The 15,935-nt window shown below is 68.0% G+C and carries 19 protein-coding genes and 2 pseudogenes; 16 read left to right on the top strand and 5 right to left on the bottom strand.

The window, feature by feature from the left end; translation table 11 throughout:
• The first annotated feature begins 146 nt into the window (after positions 1-146).
• Complete coding sequence (gene hemC, locus SNAS_RS03500) at positions 147-1,070, top strand: hydroxymethylbilane synthase (protein ID WP_013015994.1); 924 nt, start codon at positions 147-149, stop codon at positions 1,068-1,070.
• Between the two features lie 6 nt (positions 1,071-1,076).
• On the opposite strand, the gene SNAS_RS03505 is transcribed toward hemC, so the two are convergent.
• Positions 1,077-1,598 carry a hypothetical protein gene (locus SNAS_RS03505; protein ID WP_013015995.1) on the bottom strand — a complete coding sequence of 174 codons (522 nt, stop codon included), beginning with the start codon at positions 1,596-1,598 and terminating at the stop codon, positions 1,077-1,079.
• Entirely contained in the window at positions 1,595-2,203 is a 609-nt protein-coding gene (gene amrA, locus SNAS_RS03510) for an AmmeMemoRadiSam system protein A (RefSeq protein ID WP_013015996.1), read from the bottom strand. The genes SNAS_RS03505 and amrA overlap by 4 nt, the downstream gene beginning before the upstream one ends.
• A gap of 79 nt (positions 2,204-2,282) precedes the next feature.
• Here amrA and SNAS_RS03515 point away from each other — a divergent pair.
• The 5 genes and pseudogenes from SNAS_RS03515 to SNAS_RS03530 form a co-directional block, all read left to right on the top strand.
• Positions 2,283-3,086: pseudogene (locus tag SNAS_RS03515) on the top strand (SDR family NAD(P)-dependent oxidoreductase); the annotation flags it as partial.
• Position 3,087: 1 nt separating this feature from the next.
• A complete protein-coding gene (locus SNAS_RS03520; protein WP_013015997.1) occupies positions 3,088-3,468 on the top strand; it encodes a thiol-disulfide oxidoreductase DCC family protein in 381 nt (126 codons plus the stop codon).
• Between the two features lie 79 nt (positions 3,469-3,547).
• Complete coding sequence (locus SNAS_RS03525) at positions 3,548-4,165, top strand: TrmH family RNA methyltransferase (RefSeq protein ID WP_013015998.1); 618 nt, start codon at positions 3,548-3,550, stop codon at positions 4,163-4,165.
• Between the two features lie 346 nt (positions 4,166-4,511).
• A complete protein-coding gene (locus SNAS_RS35625) occupies positions 4,512-4,664 on the top strand; it encodes a hypothetical protein (RefSeq protein ID WP_013015999.1) in 153 nt (50 codons plus the stop codon).
• A gap of 6 nt (positions 4,665-4,670) precedes the next feature.
• Positions 4,671-5,438, top strand: coding sequence for a PH domain-containing protein (locus SNAS_RS03530; RefSeq protein WP_013016000.1), 768 nt, complete (start codon positions 4,671-4,673; stop codon positions 5,436-5,438).
• A gap of 31 nt (positions 5,439-5,469) precedes the next feature.
• Here SNAS_RS03530 and SNAS_RS32325 read toward each other — a convergent pair whose 3' ends face one another.
• Both SNAS_RS32325 and SNAS_RS03540 read right to left on the bottom strand, forming a co-directional pair.
• A complete protein-coding gene (locus tag SNAS_RS32325; RefSeq protein ID WP_013016001.1) occupies positions 5,470-5,970 on the bottom strand; it encodes a hypothetical protein in 501 nt (166 codons plus the stop codon).
• Between the two features lie 98 nt (positions 5,971-6,068).
• Positions 6,069-7,424 carry an ArsB/NhaD family transporter gene (locus tag SNAS_RS03540; protein ID WP_013016002.1) on the bottom strand — a complete coding sequence of 452 codons (1,356 nt, stop codon included), beginning with the start codon at positions 7,422-7,424 and terminating at the stop codon, positions 6,069-6,071.
• Between the two features lie 228 nt (positions 7,425-7,652).
• Between SNAS_RS03540 and SNAS_RS03545 the strand changes: the two genes are divergently transcribed.
• The 4 genes from SNAS_RS03545 to SNAS_RS03560 all read left to right on the top strand — a co-directional run bounded on the left by SNAS_RS03545 (position 7,653) and on the right by SNAS_RS03560 (position 10,576).
• A complete protein-coding gene (locus SNAS_RS03545; protein ID WP_013016003.1) occupies positions 7,653-8,054 on the top strand; it encodes a hypothetical protein in 402 nt (133 codons plus the stop codon).
• 41 nt (positions 8,055-8,095) lie between these two features.
• Entirely contained in the window at positions 8,096-8,797 is a 702-nt protein-coding gene (locus SNAS_RS03550) for a response regulator transcription factor (RefSeq protein ID WP_013016004.1), read from the top strand.
• The gene (locus SNAS_RS03555) at positions 8,794-9,816 is read left to right on the top strand and encodes a sensor histidine kinase (protein ID WP_013016005.1); all 1,023 of its coding nucleotides are present in this window, start codon (positions 8,794-8,796) and stop codon (positions 9,814-9,816) included. Before SNAS_RS03550 ends, SNAS_RS03555 begins: the two co-directional genes overlap by 4 nt.
• 169 nt (positions 9,817-9,985) lie before the next feature.
• The gene (locus SNAS_RS03560; RefSeq protein ID WP_013016006.1) at positions 9,986-10,576 is read left to right on the top strand and encodes a YqgE/AlgH family protein; all 591 of its coding nucleotides are present in this window, start codon (positions 9,986-9,988) and stop codon (positions 10,574-10,576) included.
• Between the two features lie 18 nt (positions 10,577-10,594).
• Here the strand turns inward: SNAS_RS03560 and mca are convergent, their stop codons facing one another.
• The gene (gene mca, locus SNAS_RS03565) at positions 10,595-11,467 is read right to left on the bottom strand and encodes a mycothiol conjugate amidase Mca (RefSeq protein ID WP_041625518.1); all 873 of its coding nucleotides are present in this window, start codon (positions 11,465-11,467) and stop codon (positions 10,595-10,597) included.
• Between the two features lie 165 nt (positions 11,468-11,632).
• On the opposite strand from mca, the gene SNAS_RS03570 reads away from it, so the two are divergent.
• The 6 genes and pseudogenes from SNAS_RS03570 to SNAS_RS03595 all read left to right on the top strand — a co-directional run bounded on the left by SNAS_RS03570 (position 11,633) and on the right by SNAS_RS03595 (position 15,673).
• Positions 11,633-12,046 (top strand): DUF4307 domain-containing protein, encoded by a 414-nt coding sequence (locus tag SNAS_RS03570; protein ID WP_013016008.1) that lies wholly within the window; start codon positions 11,633-11,635, stop codon positions 12,044-12,046.
• Between the two features lie 151 nt (positions 12,047-12,197).
• Entirely contained in the window at positions 12,198-12,695 is a 498-nt protein-coding gene (greA, locus tag SNAS_RS03575) for a transcription elongation factor GreA (protein WP_041624529.1), read from the top strand.
• A gap of 49 nt (positions 12,696-12,744) precedes the next feature.
• On the top strand, positions 12,745-13,968 hold the full coding sequence (gene ilvA, locus SNAS_RS03580; RefSeq protein ID WP_041625520.1) for a threonine ammonia-lyase: 1,224 nt from the start codon (positions 12,745-12,747) through the stop codon (positions 13,966-13,968).
• Positions 13,969-14,032: 64 nt separating this feature from the next.
• A complete protein-coding gene (locus tag SNAS_RS03585) occupies positions 14,033-14,725 on the top strand; it encodes a uracil-DNA glycosylase (protein ID WP_244409104.1) in 693 nt (230 codons plus the stop codon).
• A gap of 9 nt (positions 14,726-14,734) precedes the next feature.
• A pseudogene (locus tag SNAS_RS03590) lies at positions 14,735-14,920 on the top strand (hypothetical protein); the annotation flags it as partial.
• A gap of 174 nt (positions 14,921-15,094) precedes the next feature.
• The gene (locus SNAS_RS03595; RefSeq protein ID WP_013016013.1) at positions 15,095-15,673 is read left to right on the top strand and encodes a hypothetical protein; all 579 of its coding nucleotides are present in this window, start codon (positions 15,095-15,097) and stop codon (positions 15,671-15,673) included.
• Positions 15,674-15,935: the final 262 nt, after the last annotated feature.

Here is a 15,935-nt window from a genome sequence, read left to right on the forward strand (position 1 = left end):
TCTCCGCGTGGCTACCCAGCCTGCATTTCCCGAATCGGAGCGGCCAGTGATTGTGCGAATGCTCACCGGTCGCATTTGCGCCACCGGACCACCGTCGTCGCGACGCCGCGACAAGTGACCGGTGGCATGGGCTTAGGCTGGCGGTCGTGTCGGTGAAAGTACGCATAGGTACCCGTTCCTCGCCCATGGCGCTGGCCCAGGCCGATCGGGTCTCGGCCGCCCTGACGGCCCTCGATCCGGACGTGGCGGTGGAGATCGTCCCGTTCACGACCTCGGGCGACAAGTGGATGGGACCGCTGTCCCAGCTGGGCGGCAAGGGCGCGTTCACCAAAGAGGTCGACGCGGCCCTTGTGGAGGGAACCTGCGACCTCTGCGTCCACTGTGTCAAGGACATCCCCGGCGACCGCGACCTCCCCGAGGGCACCGTCATCGCCGCCCACCTGGAACGCGACGACGTCCGCGACGCCCTGGTCCACCCGGGCGGCCTGAGCCTGTCGGACCTGCCCGACGGCTCCCGCATCGGCACCTCCTCCCCGCGCCGCGCCGCCCAACTCGCCCTGCACTGGCCCCGCCTGAGCCCGCTCCCGATCCGGGGCAACGCCAACACCCGCCTGGCCAAGCTCGACGCGGGCGACTTCGACGCTCTACTTCTGGCGGTCTCGGGTCTGGAACGTCTCGCCCTCACCGATCGCATCACCGAGATCCTCGACGTCGACACCATGGTCCCCGCCATCGGCTCGGGCACCCTGGCGCTGCAATGCCGCACCGACGACACCCCGGTCCGCGACCTGGTGGCCAGGCTGGACGACCCGATGACCTCCTGGCGCACCGAAGCCGAACGCTCCATGCTGCGAGCCCTCAACGGCCACTGCCACTCCCCGATCGCGGGCTACGCGATCCAGGAGTCGGAGGGCGTACTGAGCCTCCACGGCCGGGTCATGTCGCTCGACGGTTCGACCGTCCTGGAAGCCCGCGAATCCGGCGCCGACGCCACAGCGCTGGGCACCAGCGTCGCCGAAGCCCTGCTGCGCCAAGGCGCGCGCGAGCTCATCGACTCGCTGGCCGAATAGGCCGCGCTAACGCTTACGCCGCTTGACCCGGTGCAGCCGGAATGGTTTGCGGGTCGGGCGGGCCGCGGGGCTGGGGACGACGGTCGCGGCCAGGCTGGCCGACGGCAGCGCGGCGCCCGACAGCGGTGCCTCGTCGGGTTTCGGGGCGAGGCGGTAGAGGGCGCATTCGGTGCGCCAGCGTTCCACGGTGTCGCCGTCGGTGGCGTTGAGGCGTTTGGCGGCCAGGGCGGTGGCGGTCTCGGACCAGGAGTCGTCGGCGGGGTCGAGCCGGGCGACCGTGGCCGTGAAGTCGACGATACGTCCATTGTGGTCGCCGCGTAGGGTGACGTGGCATTCGTCGGCGGTGTCCAGGCCCGGGTCGGGTTGTTCGCCGGGGCCGCAGACCAGGTGGAGCGCGTCGTCGATCCACAGGCACCACAGGCAGGCCGCAGGGGCGGAGCCGACGCCGATCCACGCGATCTGGGCTTTCTTGGCCGCCTCGGTCGTCAGCGGGTGCGGCGCCGGGTTCGGGGTCACCTCGTCGGTCATGTCTCCTCCAGCGGCGGCCTCGGGGGCGCGGACGTGTAGTAGTCGGTGCCGTAGGTTTCGGCGGTCATGGCTTGGGGCCAGTCGGAGTCCCAGCCGCCCTTGCGAAGCAGGGCCGCGACGAAGTCGGCGGGTTTGGGGAGAGATTCCCAGACCGAGGGCAGGAATGTCGCCCGGCGGCCGCCTTCGCGGAGGGTGAGGCCGTCGACGCCGGGGCGCAGGGCGGCTTCCAGGTCGGCGCGGTCGGTGATCGGGAGGGGGGTGGGGGGCGACAGCACCGAGACCGAGATGGAGAGCTGGGGCCATTCGCGACGGTCTACAGCGGGCATTCGGGGGTCGTTCATGGCCTTGCGCGCGTTGTGGGCCACGTCGTCGAGCAGGCGGCGGTGGGCGATGAGGGTGCCGATGCAGCCGCGAAGTTTGCCGTCGCGTTGCAGGGTGACAAAGGACGCGCCCTCGCGGCGCAGTGCTTCGGCCAGCGGTTCGTCGGTGCCGGTGAGCCGGGCCAGGAGGGCGTCGGTGTCGAGGTTCTCGCCGAGGAGAGCGTGTCGCACCGCCTCGGCGGCCACCGTGGGCACCGCGGCGGCGAAAGCGCTGTCTTCGGTCACACCCCGATGGTGTCATGTTCGCACCCGGGGGCGCTCACCCGTCGGTGTATCCATGCGAAGATCGGGGCGTGAGGGCTCCATGGCTCACCGGATTGAGAGTTCCCGAACACGGATTCAGGAGGGCAATGTGGACAGTCTAGAAGGTAGGATCGCGTTGGTGACCGGCGCCGGCAGCCCCGACGGCATCGGATTCGCGGTCGCCAAACGGCTGCGGGCCGCCGGTGCCGAGGTGATCCTGGTGTCGACCACCAAGCGCATCCACGAGCGCGCCTCCGAGGTGGGCGGCACCGGTTTCGTCGTCGACCTGACCGAGGACGCGGAGGTGGCCGGGCTCGCCGACGCCGTGGCCGACCAGATCGGGGAGGTCGACGTTCTGGTCAACAACGCGGGGCTGAACTCCAAGACCGACCCGGCGGTGCTGCGTCCGGTGGCGCAGTTGACGTACGCGGAGTGGCAGAACGAGCTGGAACGCAACCTGGCCACCACCTTCCTGGTCAGCCGGGCCTTCGTGCAGGGCATGGCCGAGCGGGGTTGGGGCCGGGTCGTCAACGTGGCCGCCACCGCCGGGGTCGTCAACGGGGTGCCCGCCGAGGCCGCGTACGCCGCCGCCAAGGCCGGGGTCACCGGCCTGACCCGGGCGCTGTCCATGGAACTCGTCGCCGACGGGGTCACCGTCAACGCCGTCGCCCCCGGCCTGATCCGCACCGGTTCCTCCACCGTCCCCGAACTGCAACGCGGCCTCGACATGCCCATCGGGCGCCCCGGCACCCCCGATGAGGCCGCCGCCGCGATCGCGTTCCTGTGCTCCCCGTCAGCGGGCTACATCACCGGACAGGTTCTCGTCGTCGATGGTGGGGCGGGCGTTCGGGCGTTAGCGTTGAGGTATGGCCGAGCCGGTTTTCCTGTACGACGGCGATTGCGCGTTCTGCACCCGCTGCGTGGAGTTCTACCGGCGCCATGCCGCCACCGAGGTGCCGATCCTGCCGTGGCAGGCGGCCGATCTCGACGCGCTGGGCCTGACCGCCGCCGAGTGTGACACCGCCGTTCAGTGGGCGCGGCCGGGAGCCGAGCCCAAGGCGGGGCCGGACGCGATCGCGCGGCTGCTGCGCGCCTCCACCGGCCACCTGGGCGCGTGGAAGCTGGCGGGCCTGGTGCTGAGCTTCCCGCCGGTGCGCTGGCTGGCCTGGCCGGGGTACCGCTGGGTGGCGCGCAACCGGCACCGGATGCCCGGCGGCACCGCCGCGTGCAGCCTGCCCCGCGGCTGAGGCTTCGCCCGGCCCCGACGGGCGCGACCTGCCCCGCGCTGGCGCCGGCCGCCCCGGTCCGGACGGGTACTGTTCCCGCGTGAACGACAGCGACGAGGTCGGCGTCGGCCCGTGGTCGGGGCCCTGGCCCGAGGACGATCGATACGATCCCGAACTGCTCGCCGAGGGCGACCGCCGCAACGTCGTCGACCGCTACCGGTACTGGCGCCGGGAGGCCATCGTCGCCGACCTGGACGAACACCGGCACGACTTCCACGTCGCGATCGAGAACTGGCAGCACGACTTCAACATCGGCACGGTGGTGCGCAACGCCAACGCCTTCGCCGCCAAGGCCGTCCACATAGTAGGAAAACGGCGCTGGAACCGGCGCGGGGCCATGGTCACCGACCGCTACCAGCACGTCCACCACCACGACACCATCGACGGCTTCGTCGACTGGGCCCAGCGGCACGAACTGCCCATCATCGGCATCGACAACCTGCCCGGCAGCGTGCCGCTGGAGACCACCACGCTGCCCAGCGCCTGCGTACTGTTCTTCGGGCAGGAGGGGCCGGGCCTGTCGCGGGCGGCCCGGGACGCCAGCCGACTGGTCTGCTCGATCGCCCAGTTCGGTTCGACCCGCTCCATCAACGCCGGGGTCGCCAGCGGCATCGCCATGCACGCCTGGATCCGCGACCACGCCGTCATTCCACGCTAATTCAGCGAAAGTAACTTAAAGTGACAGAAATTTGACACAGTGTTCTGGCCCTTTCGAGGGGTTCCGGAGTGTCGTACTTGCGACTATGAATGTGTCCAAGCTGGTCCCTACCTGGGGCGGGGGAGACTCGGAGATGCGCTTGAGGCAAAAGGAGGCTAGGCTTGAGGCGGCAGAACCCATCGGAAAGGGATGCCGTGGCAGTTGACTTTACGAGTGACAACACGTGCACCAGCGCACTTGAAGCTGTACGCTCTGTGGTGTCCGAGAATCCGAGTGGCTTTCGGCACGCTCCGCCGAAGACCAACTGTGGTTCGCTTGAGACGCAGTGGGAGGGGGTTCGCCCGACATGAAAAAGATTCTGATGTGGGCCGGGGTTGCATTCCTGGTCTTCTTCGTCGCGTTCAGACCTGACGATGCTGGCAATGTTGTCGGCAACATTGCCGGGACCATTGGCGCGATCGGAGAAGGTTTCGCCACGTTCATCGCCGGTCTCGTGTAGCGATCGATGAACGACGGTAAGCATGCGGGCGACGGTGGTCCGGCTGAGTACGCCGAAGGCCGGGTCACCGAGCCGCTCGATCCTCCCAGTCAACGACGTCCCTCCGAAGGCGCCGCTCCCGACATCGCCGAGGACGACCTGAAGGGTTTCCGCTTCGACGCGTCGGGCATGCCCTTGGGCCCCAGCGACATGCCGGTGCCGGACGTCCCGTCGCCGCTGGCGGCGCGCTACCTGTTCCCCACCGAGAAATACCGCGGCGAATGGCGCCGCCACTGGATCCACCTGATGCCGGTCATCGTGATCGGCGTACTGGCCACCTTCGTGGGCGGCTACATCACCGGCGTGTTCGGCAAGGGCGGCAACTCCACCCTCGTCACCGGCGTCATCGTCGTCTACCTGTGCATCCTGCTGTGGGGTGCCTGGCGGGTCTTCGACTGGTACTTCGACCGCTTCATCCTGACCAACAAGCGGGTCATGGTCATCAACGGGATCATCACCCGCAAGGTCGCGATGATGCCGCTGCTGCGGGTCACCGACATGAAGTACGAGCAGTCGCCGCTGGGCCGGATGATGAACTACGGCAGCTTCGTGATGGAGTCGGCCGGTCAGGACCAGGCGTTGCGCGAGGTCAAGCACCTGCCCGACCCCAACGAGCTCTACCTCCAGATCTGTGAGGAGATGTACGAGCCCGAGGCCGTCGACGCCCGCGACACCGTGGACGAGAGCCTCGACGAGCCGCTGACCGCCGACAACAAGCAGGGCGGCGACGCCTGAGACGCTCGCGTCCTCATCGTCGGCCGTCGCGCTACTTCACCGGCACCGCGCAGATCTCCCAGTAGATCTTGCCCCGCCGTCCCCGCTCGGAGAAGCTCTCACCGTCCGGGTGGTCCAGGCACACCGAGGGGTTGCCCCGGCCGGACTGCTTGTTGACGACCTCGAACTTGGCGCTGGCGCCGTCGCACGGCACGATCTCCAGACCACCGATGAACCGGTCGTCCATGCTGGCCAGGCACTGGCCGACGTTCGGCTCCGACTTCGTCATCTGGACCGCGAAGAAACCGCCGCCCAAGACGACCACCAGGACCAGCCCCAGCCAGCTGATGTTCTTGCGGCGCTTGGGCGCCGGCTGGTACGCGGGCGGCTGGTACGCCGGGGGCCGCTGCTGGAACTGCGGCGGCGGGGCGTAACCCGGGCGCTGCTGTTGCGGCGGGTACTGGTAGCCGTACTGCTGTTGTGGATAACCCTGTGGCGGCTGTGGATAACCCTGTGGTCGCTGTGGATGGCCGTACTGCGGCGGATAGGACATGGTGCCGACTCCCTGGGGCATCGAAGGGGTTGTTCGTTGACCCAAGGAAACGCGTTCGCCGCGTCCGGATCATCACCAATCCGTGCCGCGAGTGCCGATCAGGCCCACACGAAATACCGTAGCCACAGGTAGGGGGTGACGATCGAAATCGTCACCAAGGTGACGACGAGCCCGTACTTCGTGAACTCCCAGAACGAGATCTTGTGCCCGGCCCGGGCGGCGATGCCCAGCGCCACCACGTTGGCCGAGGCGCCGATAGCGGTGGCGTTGCCGCCCAGGTCGGCGCCGAAGGCCAGCGCCCACCACAGCACGTGCGACTGGGAGGTGTTCCCCGCGTCGTTGACGAGCTGGTCGACGATCGGGGCCATAGTCGCCACGTACGGGATGTTGTCGACGATCGCCGACAGCACCGCCGAGGCCCACAACAGCACCATCGAGGCGCCCAGCAGGTTGTCGCCCATCGCGTCGGAGGCCGCCGAGGCGACCGTGCCGATGACCCCGGTGTGCACCAGCGAGCCCACCATGATGAACAGCCCGGCGAAGAACGCCAGCGTCTCCCACTCGACGTCCTTGAACACCGACTGGCCCGACAGCCGGTTCGGCGACAGGTTCGAGTGCCGGTGCCGCATCACCACCGGTGAGGCGATGACCTGCGCGGCGGCGAAGATCGTCAGCCCGCCGATCATCGCGACCACCGAGGCCTCGACGTGCAGGACGGTGTGCAGTGTGAACGCGGCCAGCACCAGGCCCAGGATCGTCAGCGACACGATCAGCAGCAGCGGGTCCTTGATGGCGTCGCGTTCCCGCAGCGCCATGATCGAGGCGACCCGCTCGGGGTCGTAGCGGAACTTCTTGCGGAACATCAGCCAGCACAGCCCGACGAACACCACGATCAGCAGCACCACCAGCGGCGCCATGTGGATCAGGAAGTCGTTGAAGCTCAGCTCGCCCTGCGCGGCGATGATGATGTTGGGCGGGTCGCCGATCAGCGTCGCGGTGCCGCCGATGTTGGAGGCCATCACCTCGGCGATGATGAACGGCACCACCGGCAGGTTCAGCCGCTCGCACACCAGGAACGTCACCGGCGCGATCAGCAGCACCGTGGTGACGTTGTCCAGCGCGGCCGAGGCGATCGCGGTGACGAGCACCAGGATCACCATCACCTTGAACGGCCTGCCCTTGGCCCGTTTCGCCGACCAGATCGCCAGGAACTCGAACACACCGGTGCGCTTGAGCACCGCCACGATCAGCATCATGCCCAACAGCAGGAAGATGACGTTCCACTCGATGCCGGTCTTCTGCTCGAAGAACGCGGTGTCGGCGGTGGAGGCGCCGATGAGGAACATCAGGACGGCGCCGCCCAGTGCGGCGGTCACCTTGTTGATCTTCTCGGTCGCGATGAGGACGTAGGCGCCGGAGAACACGGCGATGGCGGCCCAGGCTTGCCAAGTCACAGCGGGCGGCTCCTGTCGGGCAGGGGGCGGTTGCGTCGCCGACCAGACTTCCCGGCACACCAAGATCAGTTTTCGCACCCGACCCTACCGGTCGAGCCTCCGGAAGTGTCAACGACTCGTCAACGCGTGTCAAGAGGCATAGGAACCTCATTCAGGCTCTGGACAAACACCCTCCGTATCGGGGAAGATCATTGGAAGCTCTCGCGCGCGCATAAGGAGGGCTGGGCCATGTCTATTACCGCGCTTCCCTTTGATCGCTGTGGTGTCGCCATCGCGAAACTCGAGGTGGACATCCGTACAAGACCCGCGGAGCGGCGCTGGCGAGACGCCGTCCGCGAAGGGCTTACCGCACTGCGAGAAGCCCTGTCTCCCAACAATTACAACGCTGCCGGTGCCGAGGAGCTCTTCCGGGACGCACCCCGGCTGGCACGCGCCATCCGGCGGATCGGTGCCGAACGAGAACAGCTGGCCTCCCGCGCCGACGCGCTGGTGGCCATCGGTTCCCAACTGTCACCGGCCACGCTGGCCGCGAGTGTGCGGCAGCTGCTCGACGAGGTGCGCCAGCACCGCCGCCGGGTATCCGACCTGCTTCACGAGGCATACGTCGTCGACATCGGCGGCGAAATGTGAGCGACAGCCCCCGCCCGAGACGGTGTGGCTAGAGTTTTCGCATGACGCAACAGATCGCTCACATCCTCGTCGTCGAGGACGACCCCAACGTGTCTGATGTGGTGCGTCGCTATCTGGAGCGGGAGGGGTACCGGGTGACCCTCGCCGCCGACGGGCTGTCCGGGCTGGCCGAGTACCGGTCCGGGCGGCCCGATCTGGTCGTGCTCGACCTGATGCTGCCCAAACTGCCGGGCATCGAGGTGTGCCGGGCACTGCGCATCGAGTCCGAGGTGCCGGTCATCATGCTGACCGCGCTGGGCGACGAGTCCGACCGCATCGCCGGACTGAGCGTCGGCGCCGACGACTACCTGTCCAAGCCGTTCTCGCCGCGCGAACTGGTGCTGCGGGTGGCGGCGGTGCTGCGCCGCGCGGTCCGCACCGAGGCGGCGGAGCGGCCGGGGGAGCAGCTGACCGACGGCGAACTGATCCTCGACCCCGGCTCCCGGGTCGCGACGCTGCGCGGCACGAAACTGAACCTCACCGTGCGGGAGTTCGACCTGCTGGAGTTCCTGCTGCGGCACCCCGGTCAGGTGTTCTCGCGGGCAGAACTGCTGGAACGGGTGTGGGACTGGACCTTCGGCGACCAGTCCACCGTCACCGTCCACGTCAGACGGCTGCGCGAGAAGATCGAGGACGCGCCCGCGCAGCCCAAACGGCTCGTGACGGTGTGGGGCGTCGGCTACCGCTTCGAGGCCACGTCATGAAGGACATGCTGATACTGCTGGGCATCGCGGTGATCTGCGCGGTCGCCGTGGCGGTGCCCGGCGCGCTGGTACTGCGGCGGCTGCGCGGCAGATCGGTGACGGTCATGGTCAGCGCCCTGCTCGTCATCACCGTGCTGGCGCTGCTGGCGGCGATCGTGGGCGCTTCGGTGGAGATGTTCCTCAACACCCACGACCTCAATGTCGTCCTCATCCTGGTCGGTGTGTCGGGAACCGTCGGCCTGGCGATCGCGGTGTGGCTGGGACGCCGCATGACCGCCGAGGCGATGTGGCAGGAGGAACTGCGGGCCCGGGAACGGCAGCTGGAGGCGCGACGCCGCGAACTGGTGGCCTGGGTCAGCCACGACCTGCGCACCCCGCTGGCGGGTCTGCGGGCGTTGACCGAGGCCCTCGACGACGGCGTGGTCCGCGACGAGGCGGGCGTGGCCGAGTACCACCGCCGGATCCGCGACGAGACGATGCGGATGTCGCGGCTCGTCGACGACCTGTTCGAACTGTCCCGTATCAACGCCGGGGCGGTACGGCCGCAGCTGCGGCCGGTGTCGCTGCCGGAGGTCACCGCCGAGGCGATGGCCGCCGTCCAGCCACTGTCGCACCGCTACGGCGTCCAACTGCGACACGAGGAACCCGGCGGCGTGATCGTGACCGGCAGCCACCCCGAACTGCTGCGCATCATGGAGAACCTGCTGCGCAACGCGATCCGGTTCACCCCTTCGGGTGGAACCGTGACGGTGTACAGTGGCGCGGCCGCCGGATACGGACTCGTGTCGGTGGCCGACAGCTGCGGCGGGATCCCGGCCGACGATCTGCCGAGGGTCTTCGACGTGGCGTTTCGGGGCGAGGCGGCCCGCACTCCCGACGGTGATCCGCGTCGCGGCGACACCGGCGCCGGGCTGGGACTGGCCATCGTGCACGGACTCGTGTCCGCCCACAACGGCCGGATAGCGGTGAGCAATGTCGCGGGCGGCTGCCGCTTCGACGTCAGGCTTCCGCTGGCCTAGGGCGCAGGCCGGGGGCCGGATGCGGACGCCGGTTGTCGGATTGCCGACGCGAAAGCGGCAATTCGTCGGTAAAGTTCGTCGCGCTGTTTGCATTGTCCCGCAAAGGCCGATAGCGTGCGAGGTAGGAAAGGCAGCGCATCCCAATGCGGACTAGCAGGAGGGCCGACCCGTGATACCACAAGAACCGGGAACGGTAGAGAACCAGGCCGGGTCACTGGTCGGGCGGCTCCTCGTGGCCACCCCAGCTCTCCAGGATCCGAACTTCGAGCGCACCGTCGTGCTGCTGGTCAGCCACGAGTCGGCGGGCGCTCTGGGCGTCGTGCTCAACCGGGCCACCGAGGTCCCGGTCGCCGAGGTGCTCGGCGACTGGAGCGAGCTGGCCCGCGAACCCGCGGTGCTGTTCGAGGGCGGTCCGGTGCAGCCCGAGGCGGCCATCGCGCTGGGCTGGATGCGCAGCGGCGTCGGCGAACCGTCCTGTTTCAAGCCCTTCGCCGGACGTCTGGGCACTTTGGACCTGTCGGTCGACCCCGAGCCGCTGGCCGACCGGCTGGAGGGCATGCGGGTGTTCGCCGGTTACTCCAGCTGGGGTGCCGGACAGCTCGACGACGAGCTCAAGGACGGAGCCTGGATGGTCTTCGACTCCCTGCCCGGCGACCCCTTCGGTTCCCGACCGGAAGACCTGTGGGCCATGGTGTGGCGACGCCAGGGCGGCCTGCTGGCCGCCGTGGCGCACTACCCCGCGGACCCCAGCCACAACTAGCCGGGACGCGGTAAAGCTTTAGCGAAGTCCGGCGAACAGGTCGTCCTCGGGCTTGGTCGTGGCCACGTGCGACTTGACCAGCTCGTAGTCCTCGGTCGGCCACGCCTTCTGCTGGATCTCCATGGGAACCCGGAACCAGAAGCCCTCCGGGTCGACCTGGGTGGCGTGGGCCTTGAGGGCCTCGTCCCGCACCGGGAAATAGGACGCGCACTCCACTTTGGTGGTCACACGCTCGCCCTTGTCGTCGGTCCAGTCGCGGCTCTCCAGCCATTCGCCGTAGGGCGACTCCAGGCCCTCGGCCAGCACCGCCTCGTGCAGCGCGGTCAGCCGGGCCCGGCCGAACGACATGTGGTAGTACAGTTTGGACGGCTGCCAGGGCTCGCCGAACTCCTTGTAGCGCTCGGGATCTCCGGCCGCGTCAAAAGCCTCCATGCTGATCACGTGGGTCTTGATGTGGTCCGGGTGCGGGTAACCGCCGTCCTCGTCATAGGTGATGACCACGTGCGGCTTGAACTCCCGGATCAGTCGCACCAGCGGCGCGGAGGCCACCTCCAGCGGTTCCAGGTAGAAGCAGTCCTCCGGCAGGTCGATGCCGGAGTCCGGCAGCCAGCCCTCGGGCAACCCGGAGTCGACGAAACCCAGCCAGGCCTGCTTGACACCCAGGATCTCGCGGGCGCGTTCCATCTCCTTGGCACGGATGCCGGTGATGTCGCGCCACACCTCGGGTCGATCCATCTTCGAGTTGAGCACGCTGCCCCGCTCGCCTCCGGTACAGGTCGCCACGAGCACATCGACGCCCTCTGCCACATAGCGGGCCATGGTCGCGGCCCCCTTGCTCGACTCGTCGTCCGGGTGCGCGTGGACAGCCATCAACCGCAGTTTCTCAGTCACCATTCTCGCCTTTGCTGTAAGCTGGTTCGTCTTGCGCTCGCGTCCGACCGACTCGGGCCGACGCGGCTGCCGTTACCAACCGTCTGCCACAATCGATTCTTCCGGCTTTGCCGGTCGAATCACCGCGAATTACGGTACGACGACCCACGAGAAAAGGCGACGAACATGGACGAGACACGCACCACTGCCGTGCGTTTTCCGCCCGGTCGCTACGGGCGTCGGCGAGAAGGCCGCAAGGCGCAGAAATGGGTGCTGGCCGCGATCGGCTCCGTGTTCGTCGCGGGCGGCCTGTTCGTGTCGCTGTCGATGTACAACCAATACGGCGGCACGGACTTCAGCCACCAGGTGGTCGGCTTCGACACCGCGGAATCCTCGGTGTCGATCACCTTCGAGGTGTTCAAACCCGAGGGGCAGGCCGCCATCTGCCAGATTCGGGCCAGATCCGCCGACGGGGCGGACGTCGGCCAGGCCGAGGCGGAGATTCCGGCAGCGAAATCCGAGGTCAGAGTCGAATACACCTTGGAAACCAGCGCCAAGCCGGTCACCGGCGAAGTACTGCGGTGTTATCCGGCTCGTTGAGTCGAGCGGCGCTGTGCCGGTACTCTAGGGGTTTGGTCGACGACCGGGCATCGAGACCACCCACTCCATAAATCAGCACTTCGTCGCGACATTCATCAAAGCTCCATATCCATATCCATCTACCTATCGTCCGGAGGATGCGACCGTGTCCATGACCGACAACAGCTCCACAGGCGCGTGGCTCTCCCAGGAGGCCTACGACCGGCTCAAGGCCGAACTCGACGAGCACATCGCCAACCGGCCCGCCATGGCCGCCGAGATCAACGCGCGCCGGGAGGAGGGTGACCTGCGCGAGAACGGCGGCTACCACGCCGCCAAGGATGAACAAGGCAAGATCGAGTCCCGCATCCGCTACCTCGAGGACTTCCTGCGCAAGGCTCAGGTCGGCGAGGCACCCGTGGACGTCAAGGGCGTCACGCCGGGAAGTGTTGTCACGATCGCCTTCGACGACGACCCCGAGGACACCGAGACCTTCCTGCTGGGATCGCGTGAGATCTCCGCGACCACCGACCTCACCGTCTACAGTCCGGAGTCCGCGCTGGGCGCGGCGATCCTGGGCCACGCCGAGGGCGACACGGTCACCTACACCGCCCCCTCGGGTGCCGAACTCAAGGTCAAGGTCCTGAAACTGGAGCCCTTCGAGGGATAGTCACGCACGGGCGGCGAAGACCGTGTTCATCGATGGCATGATCACGTCCATGACGTCGCTTGTCACCGTCGACGAGGTCTTCGCCGCCCGCAAGGCACTGTCGGGCTTCGCCCGCGTGACTCCCATGGAGCCCTCGCGCGGCATGGACAGCGTGCCGGGGCCGGTGTACTTCAAGTGCGAGAACCTGCAACGGGCCGGTTCCTACAAGGTCCGCGGCGCCTACGTGCGCATCAGCAGGCTGTCCAAGGCCGAACGCGCTCGCGGCGTGGTGGCCGCCAGCGCCGGTAACCACGCCCAGGGCGTGGCGGTGGCGGCCGCGGAACTGGGCGCGGCGGCGACGGTGTTCATGCCCTCGGGCGCGCCGCTGCCCAAGGTGGCCGCGACCCGGGGCTACGGGGCCCGGGTGGAGCTGGTCGGCTCGACCGTTGAGGACTGCCTGGCGGCGGCCCGGGAGCATTCCGAGGCCACCGGCGCGGTGTTCATCCACCCCTTCGACCACCCGGACGTCATCGCCGGGCAGGGGACGGTGGCCTGCGAGATCTTCGAACAGTGCCCGGAGGTCAAGACCATTGTGGCCGGTGTCGGCGGCGGTGGCCTGATCTCGGGCATCGGGGTGGCGGCCAAGGCGCTGCGTCCCGAGGTGAAGGTGATCGGGGTGCAGGCCGAGCAGGCCGCGGCCATGCCGCCGTCGCTGCGGGCCGGGCGGCCGGTGCGGTTGTCGTCGTACGCGACCATCGCCGACGGCATCAAGGTGGGCCGCCCCGGAGAGGTGACCTTCCCGCACGTGCGTGACCTCGTCGACGACGTCGTGACGGTGTCCGAGGAGGACATCACGCAGGCGGTGCTGGTCCTGTTGGAGCGCAACAAACTGCTCGTCGAGCCCGCCGGGGTCGTGGGTGCCGCGGCCCTGCTGAGCGGGGTGCTGGCCGCCGAACCGCCCACCGTGGTGGTGCTGTCGGGCGGCAATATCGACCCGCTGTTGTTGTTGCGGCTCATCGAACACGGCCTGGCGGCCTCGGGCCGGTTCCTGCGGTTCACGGTGCGCTGCTCCGACGTGCCCGGGGTGCTGGCGTCCATGTTGGGCCTGATCGCCGAACGCGGCGGCAACGTCATCGACGTCATGCACCAGCGCTACGACCGCGGCCACTACGTCGGCGAGGTGACGGTGGCGCTGTCGGTGGAGACCCGCGGCGACGACCACGCCGCGCACCTCCTGTCGGCGCTGAAGGACGCGGGCTACGCCGTGACGATGCAGGGCTCCGGTGCTCACTGAGGACTGACGGCCGCCTGTGCCCTCCGACACAGGAGTGTCGGTGCCGACCACTAAGCTTTCGCTTGTGGGACAACCATTGGATGAGATTGTGGAAAAGGGCTGGGCCAAGGCTTTGGCGCCGGTCGCCGACAAGATAGCCGAGATGGGGGATTTCCTGCGCGCCGAAGTCGCGGCGGGACGCAAGTATCTTCCCGCCGGGGAAAACGTGCTGCGGGCCTTCAAACAGCCCTTCGATGAGGTCAAGGTCCTCATCGTCGGCCAGGACCCGTACCCGACGCCGGGGCACCCGATCGGGTTGAGCTTCGCGGTCGCGCCGGACGTGCGTCCGCTGCCCAAGAGCCTCGTCAACATCTTCAACGAGTACAAGAGCGACCTCGGCTTTCCGTTGCCCACCAACGGAGACCTGACTCCGTGGACCAACGAGGGCGTGTTGCTGCTCAACCGGGCGCTGTCGGTGGCTCCCGGCGCTCCCGCCTCCCACCGCGGCAAGGGCTGGGAGGAGGTCACCGAGCAGGCCATCAAGGCGCTGGCACAGCGCGGCAGCCCGCTGGTGGCGATCCTGTGGGGACGCGACGCCCGCAACCTGCGGCCGATGCTCGGCGAACTGCCCTGCATCGAGTCGCCGCACCCGTCCCCGCTGTCGGCCCGCAGCGGCTTCTTCGGCTCCCGGCCGTTCAGCCGCGCCAACGAACTGCTGACCGAGCAGGGTGCCGAACCGGTGAACTGGCGGCTGCCGTCCCCGGAGGACGCGGCGTAGTCTGTAACCGTGATCGAGATTCTGGCCGAGGAAGGCGTCAACAACTTCGGTGACACCCGTGGCGGTGGCCTGGCCGGGCCGACCGGCCTGTTCATCATCGTGGTGCTGGCCATCGTGACCGTGCTGCTGATCCGCAACATGAACAAGCGCATCAAGCGGCTGCCCGCCGAGTTCCCCAGGCAGGACGACACCGCCGTCAACTCCGAGGCCAAGAAGACCGACTGAACCTCAGCGACGTTCGACCCCGCGCCCATCCGGGCGCGGGGTTTTTCTGTAACCCTGACTGACAATTCGCTAGAAGTGGTGTAATGTTGTAAGCGTCAATACGGTCTTGCGGCGCTAGCGGTTAATAGTCGGTACTCGTCGCAAATGAATTTGTGGCAGGTGTGCATGCATCCCAAGGACAACACCGCGAGTTGGCGATACGCGGATGTCCCGCAAGCCGACGACGCGGCCAGCTGGATAGCCGGTCGGGTACCCGACGACTGGTTCGTCTCGCTGCCCGAGGTGTCGGCCGACCGTGACGAACTGATCATCATCGGGCACCTCGAGGAGCCCGAGCACGAATCCGACGCCACCGAGGCCGACCGGGCGGCGGCCGAGGAGGGCCGGATCAGCCGGTTCCGGGAGGCCACCCGGGACCAGCGGGTGCAGATCTCGCAGCAGATCCAGCACCGCTATCAGCGACGGGCCAGCTGGGGAGCGGCCTGTGGCAGTACCCGCATCGTCTTCACCCACCAGACGATCCCGGTCATGTCCCGGCTTCGTCAGCCCGAACGTCGGGTGCTGGACACTCTCGTCGACTCCGGTGTCGCACGATCGAGGTCGGACGCGCTGGCCTGGTGTGTGCGACTGGTCGGCGAACACGCCGACTCCTGGCTGATGGAACTGCGCTCGGCGATGTCCAGCGTTGACGAACTGCGGCGCAAGGGTCCCGACATCACCTGAGCGACGCGTTCACGCGAACGGACACGTCGTCCTCGAAACCCGGAGGGGAGTTTCGAGGACGACGTGTCCGGCGATCGGGGCGGCGAAGTCCCCGATGGAAAGCACAACGTGCACGTCGCTGCGTGTTCATGTACCGGTTTCGCTCGAAACCCGCACGGACGCGCGGCACCCTGCGAAAAACCGGTGCTTCAGCAGCGCAACGACCGGGTTTGGGCTCCGTCACACCAAGATCGCGGGCATAGCCTGTGGCCATCAAACGCGG

It is taken from the genome of Stackebrandtia nassauensis DSM 44728 (assembly GCF_000024545.1).
Taxonomy (GTDB): Bacteria; Actinomycetota; Actinomycetes; order Mycobacteriales; family Micromonosporaceae; genus Stackebrandtia; species Stackebrandtia nassauensis.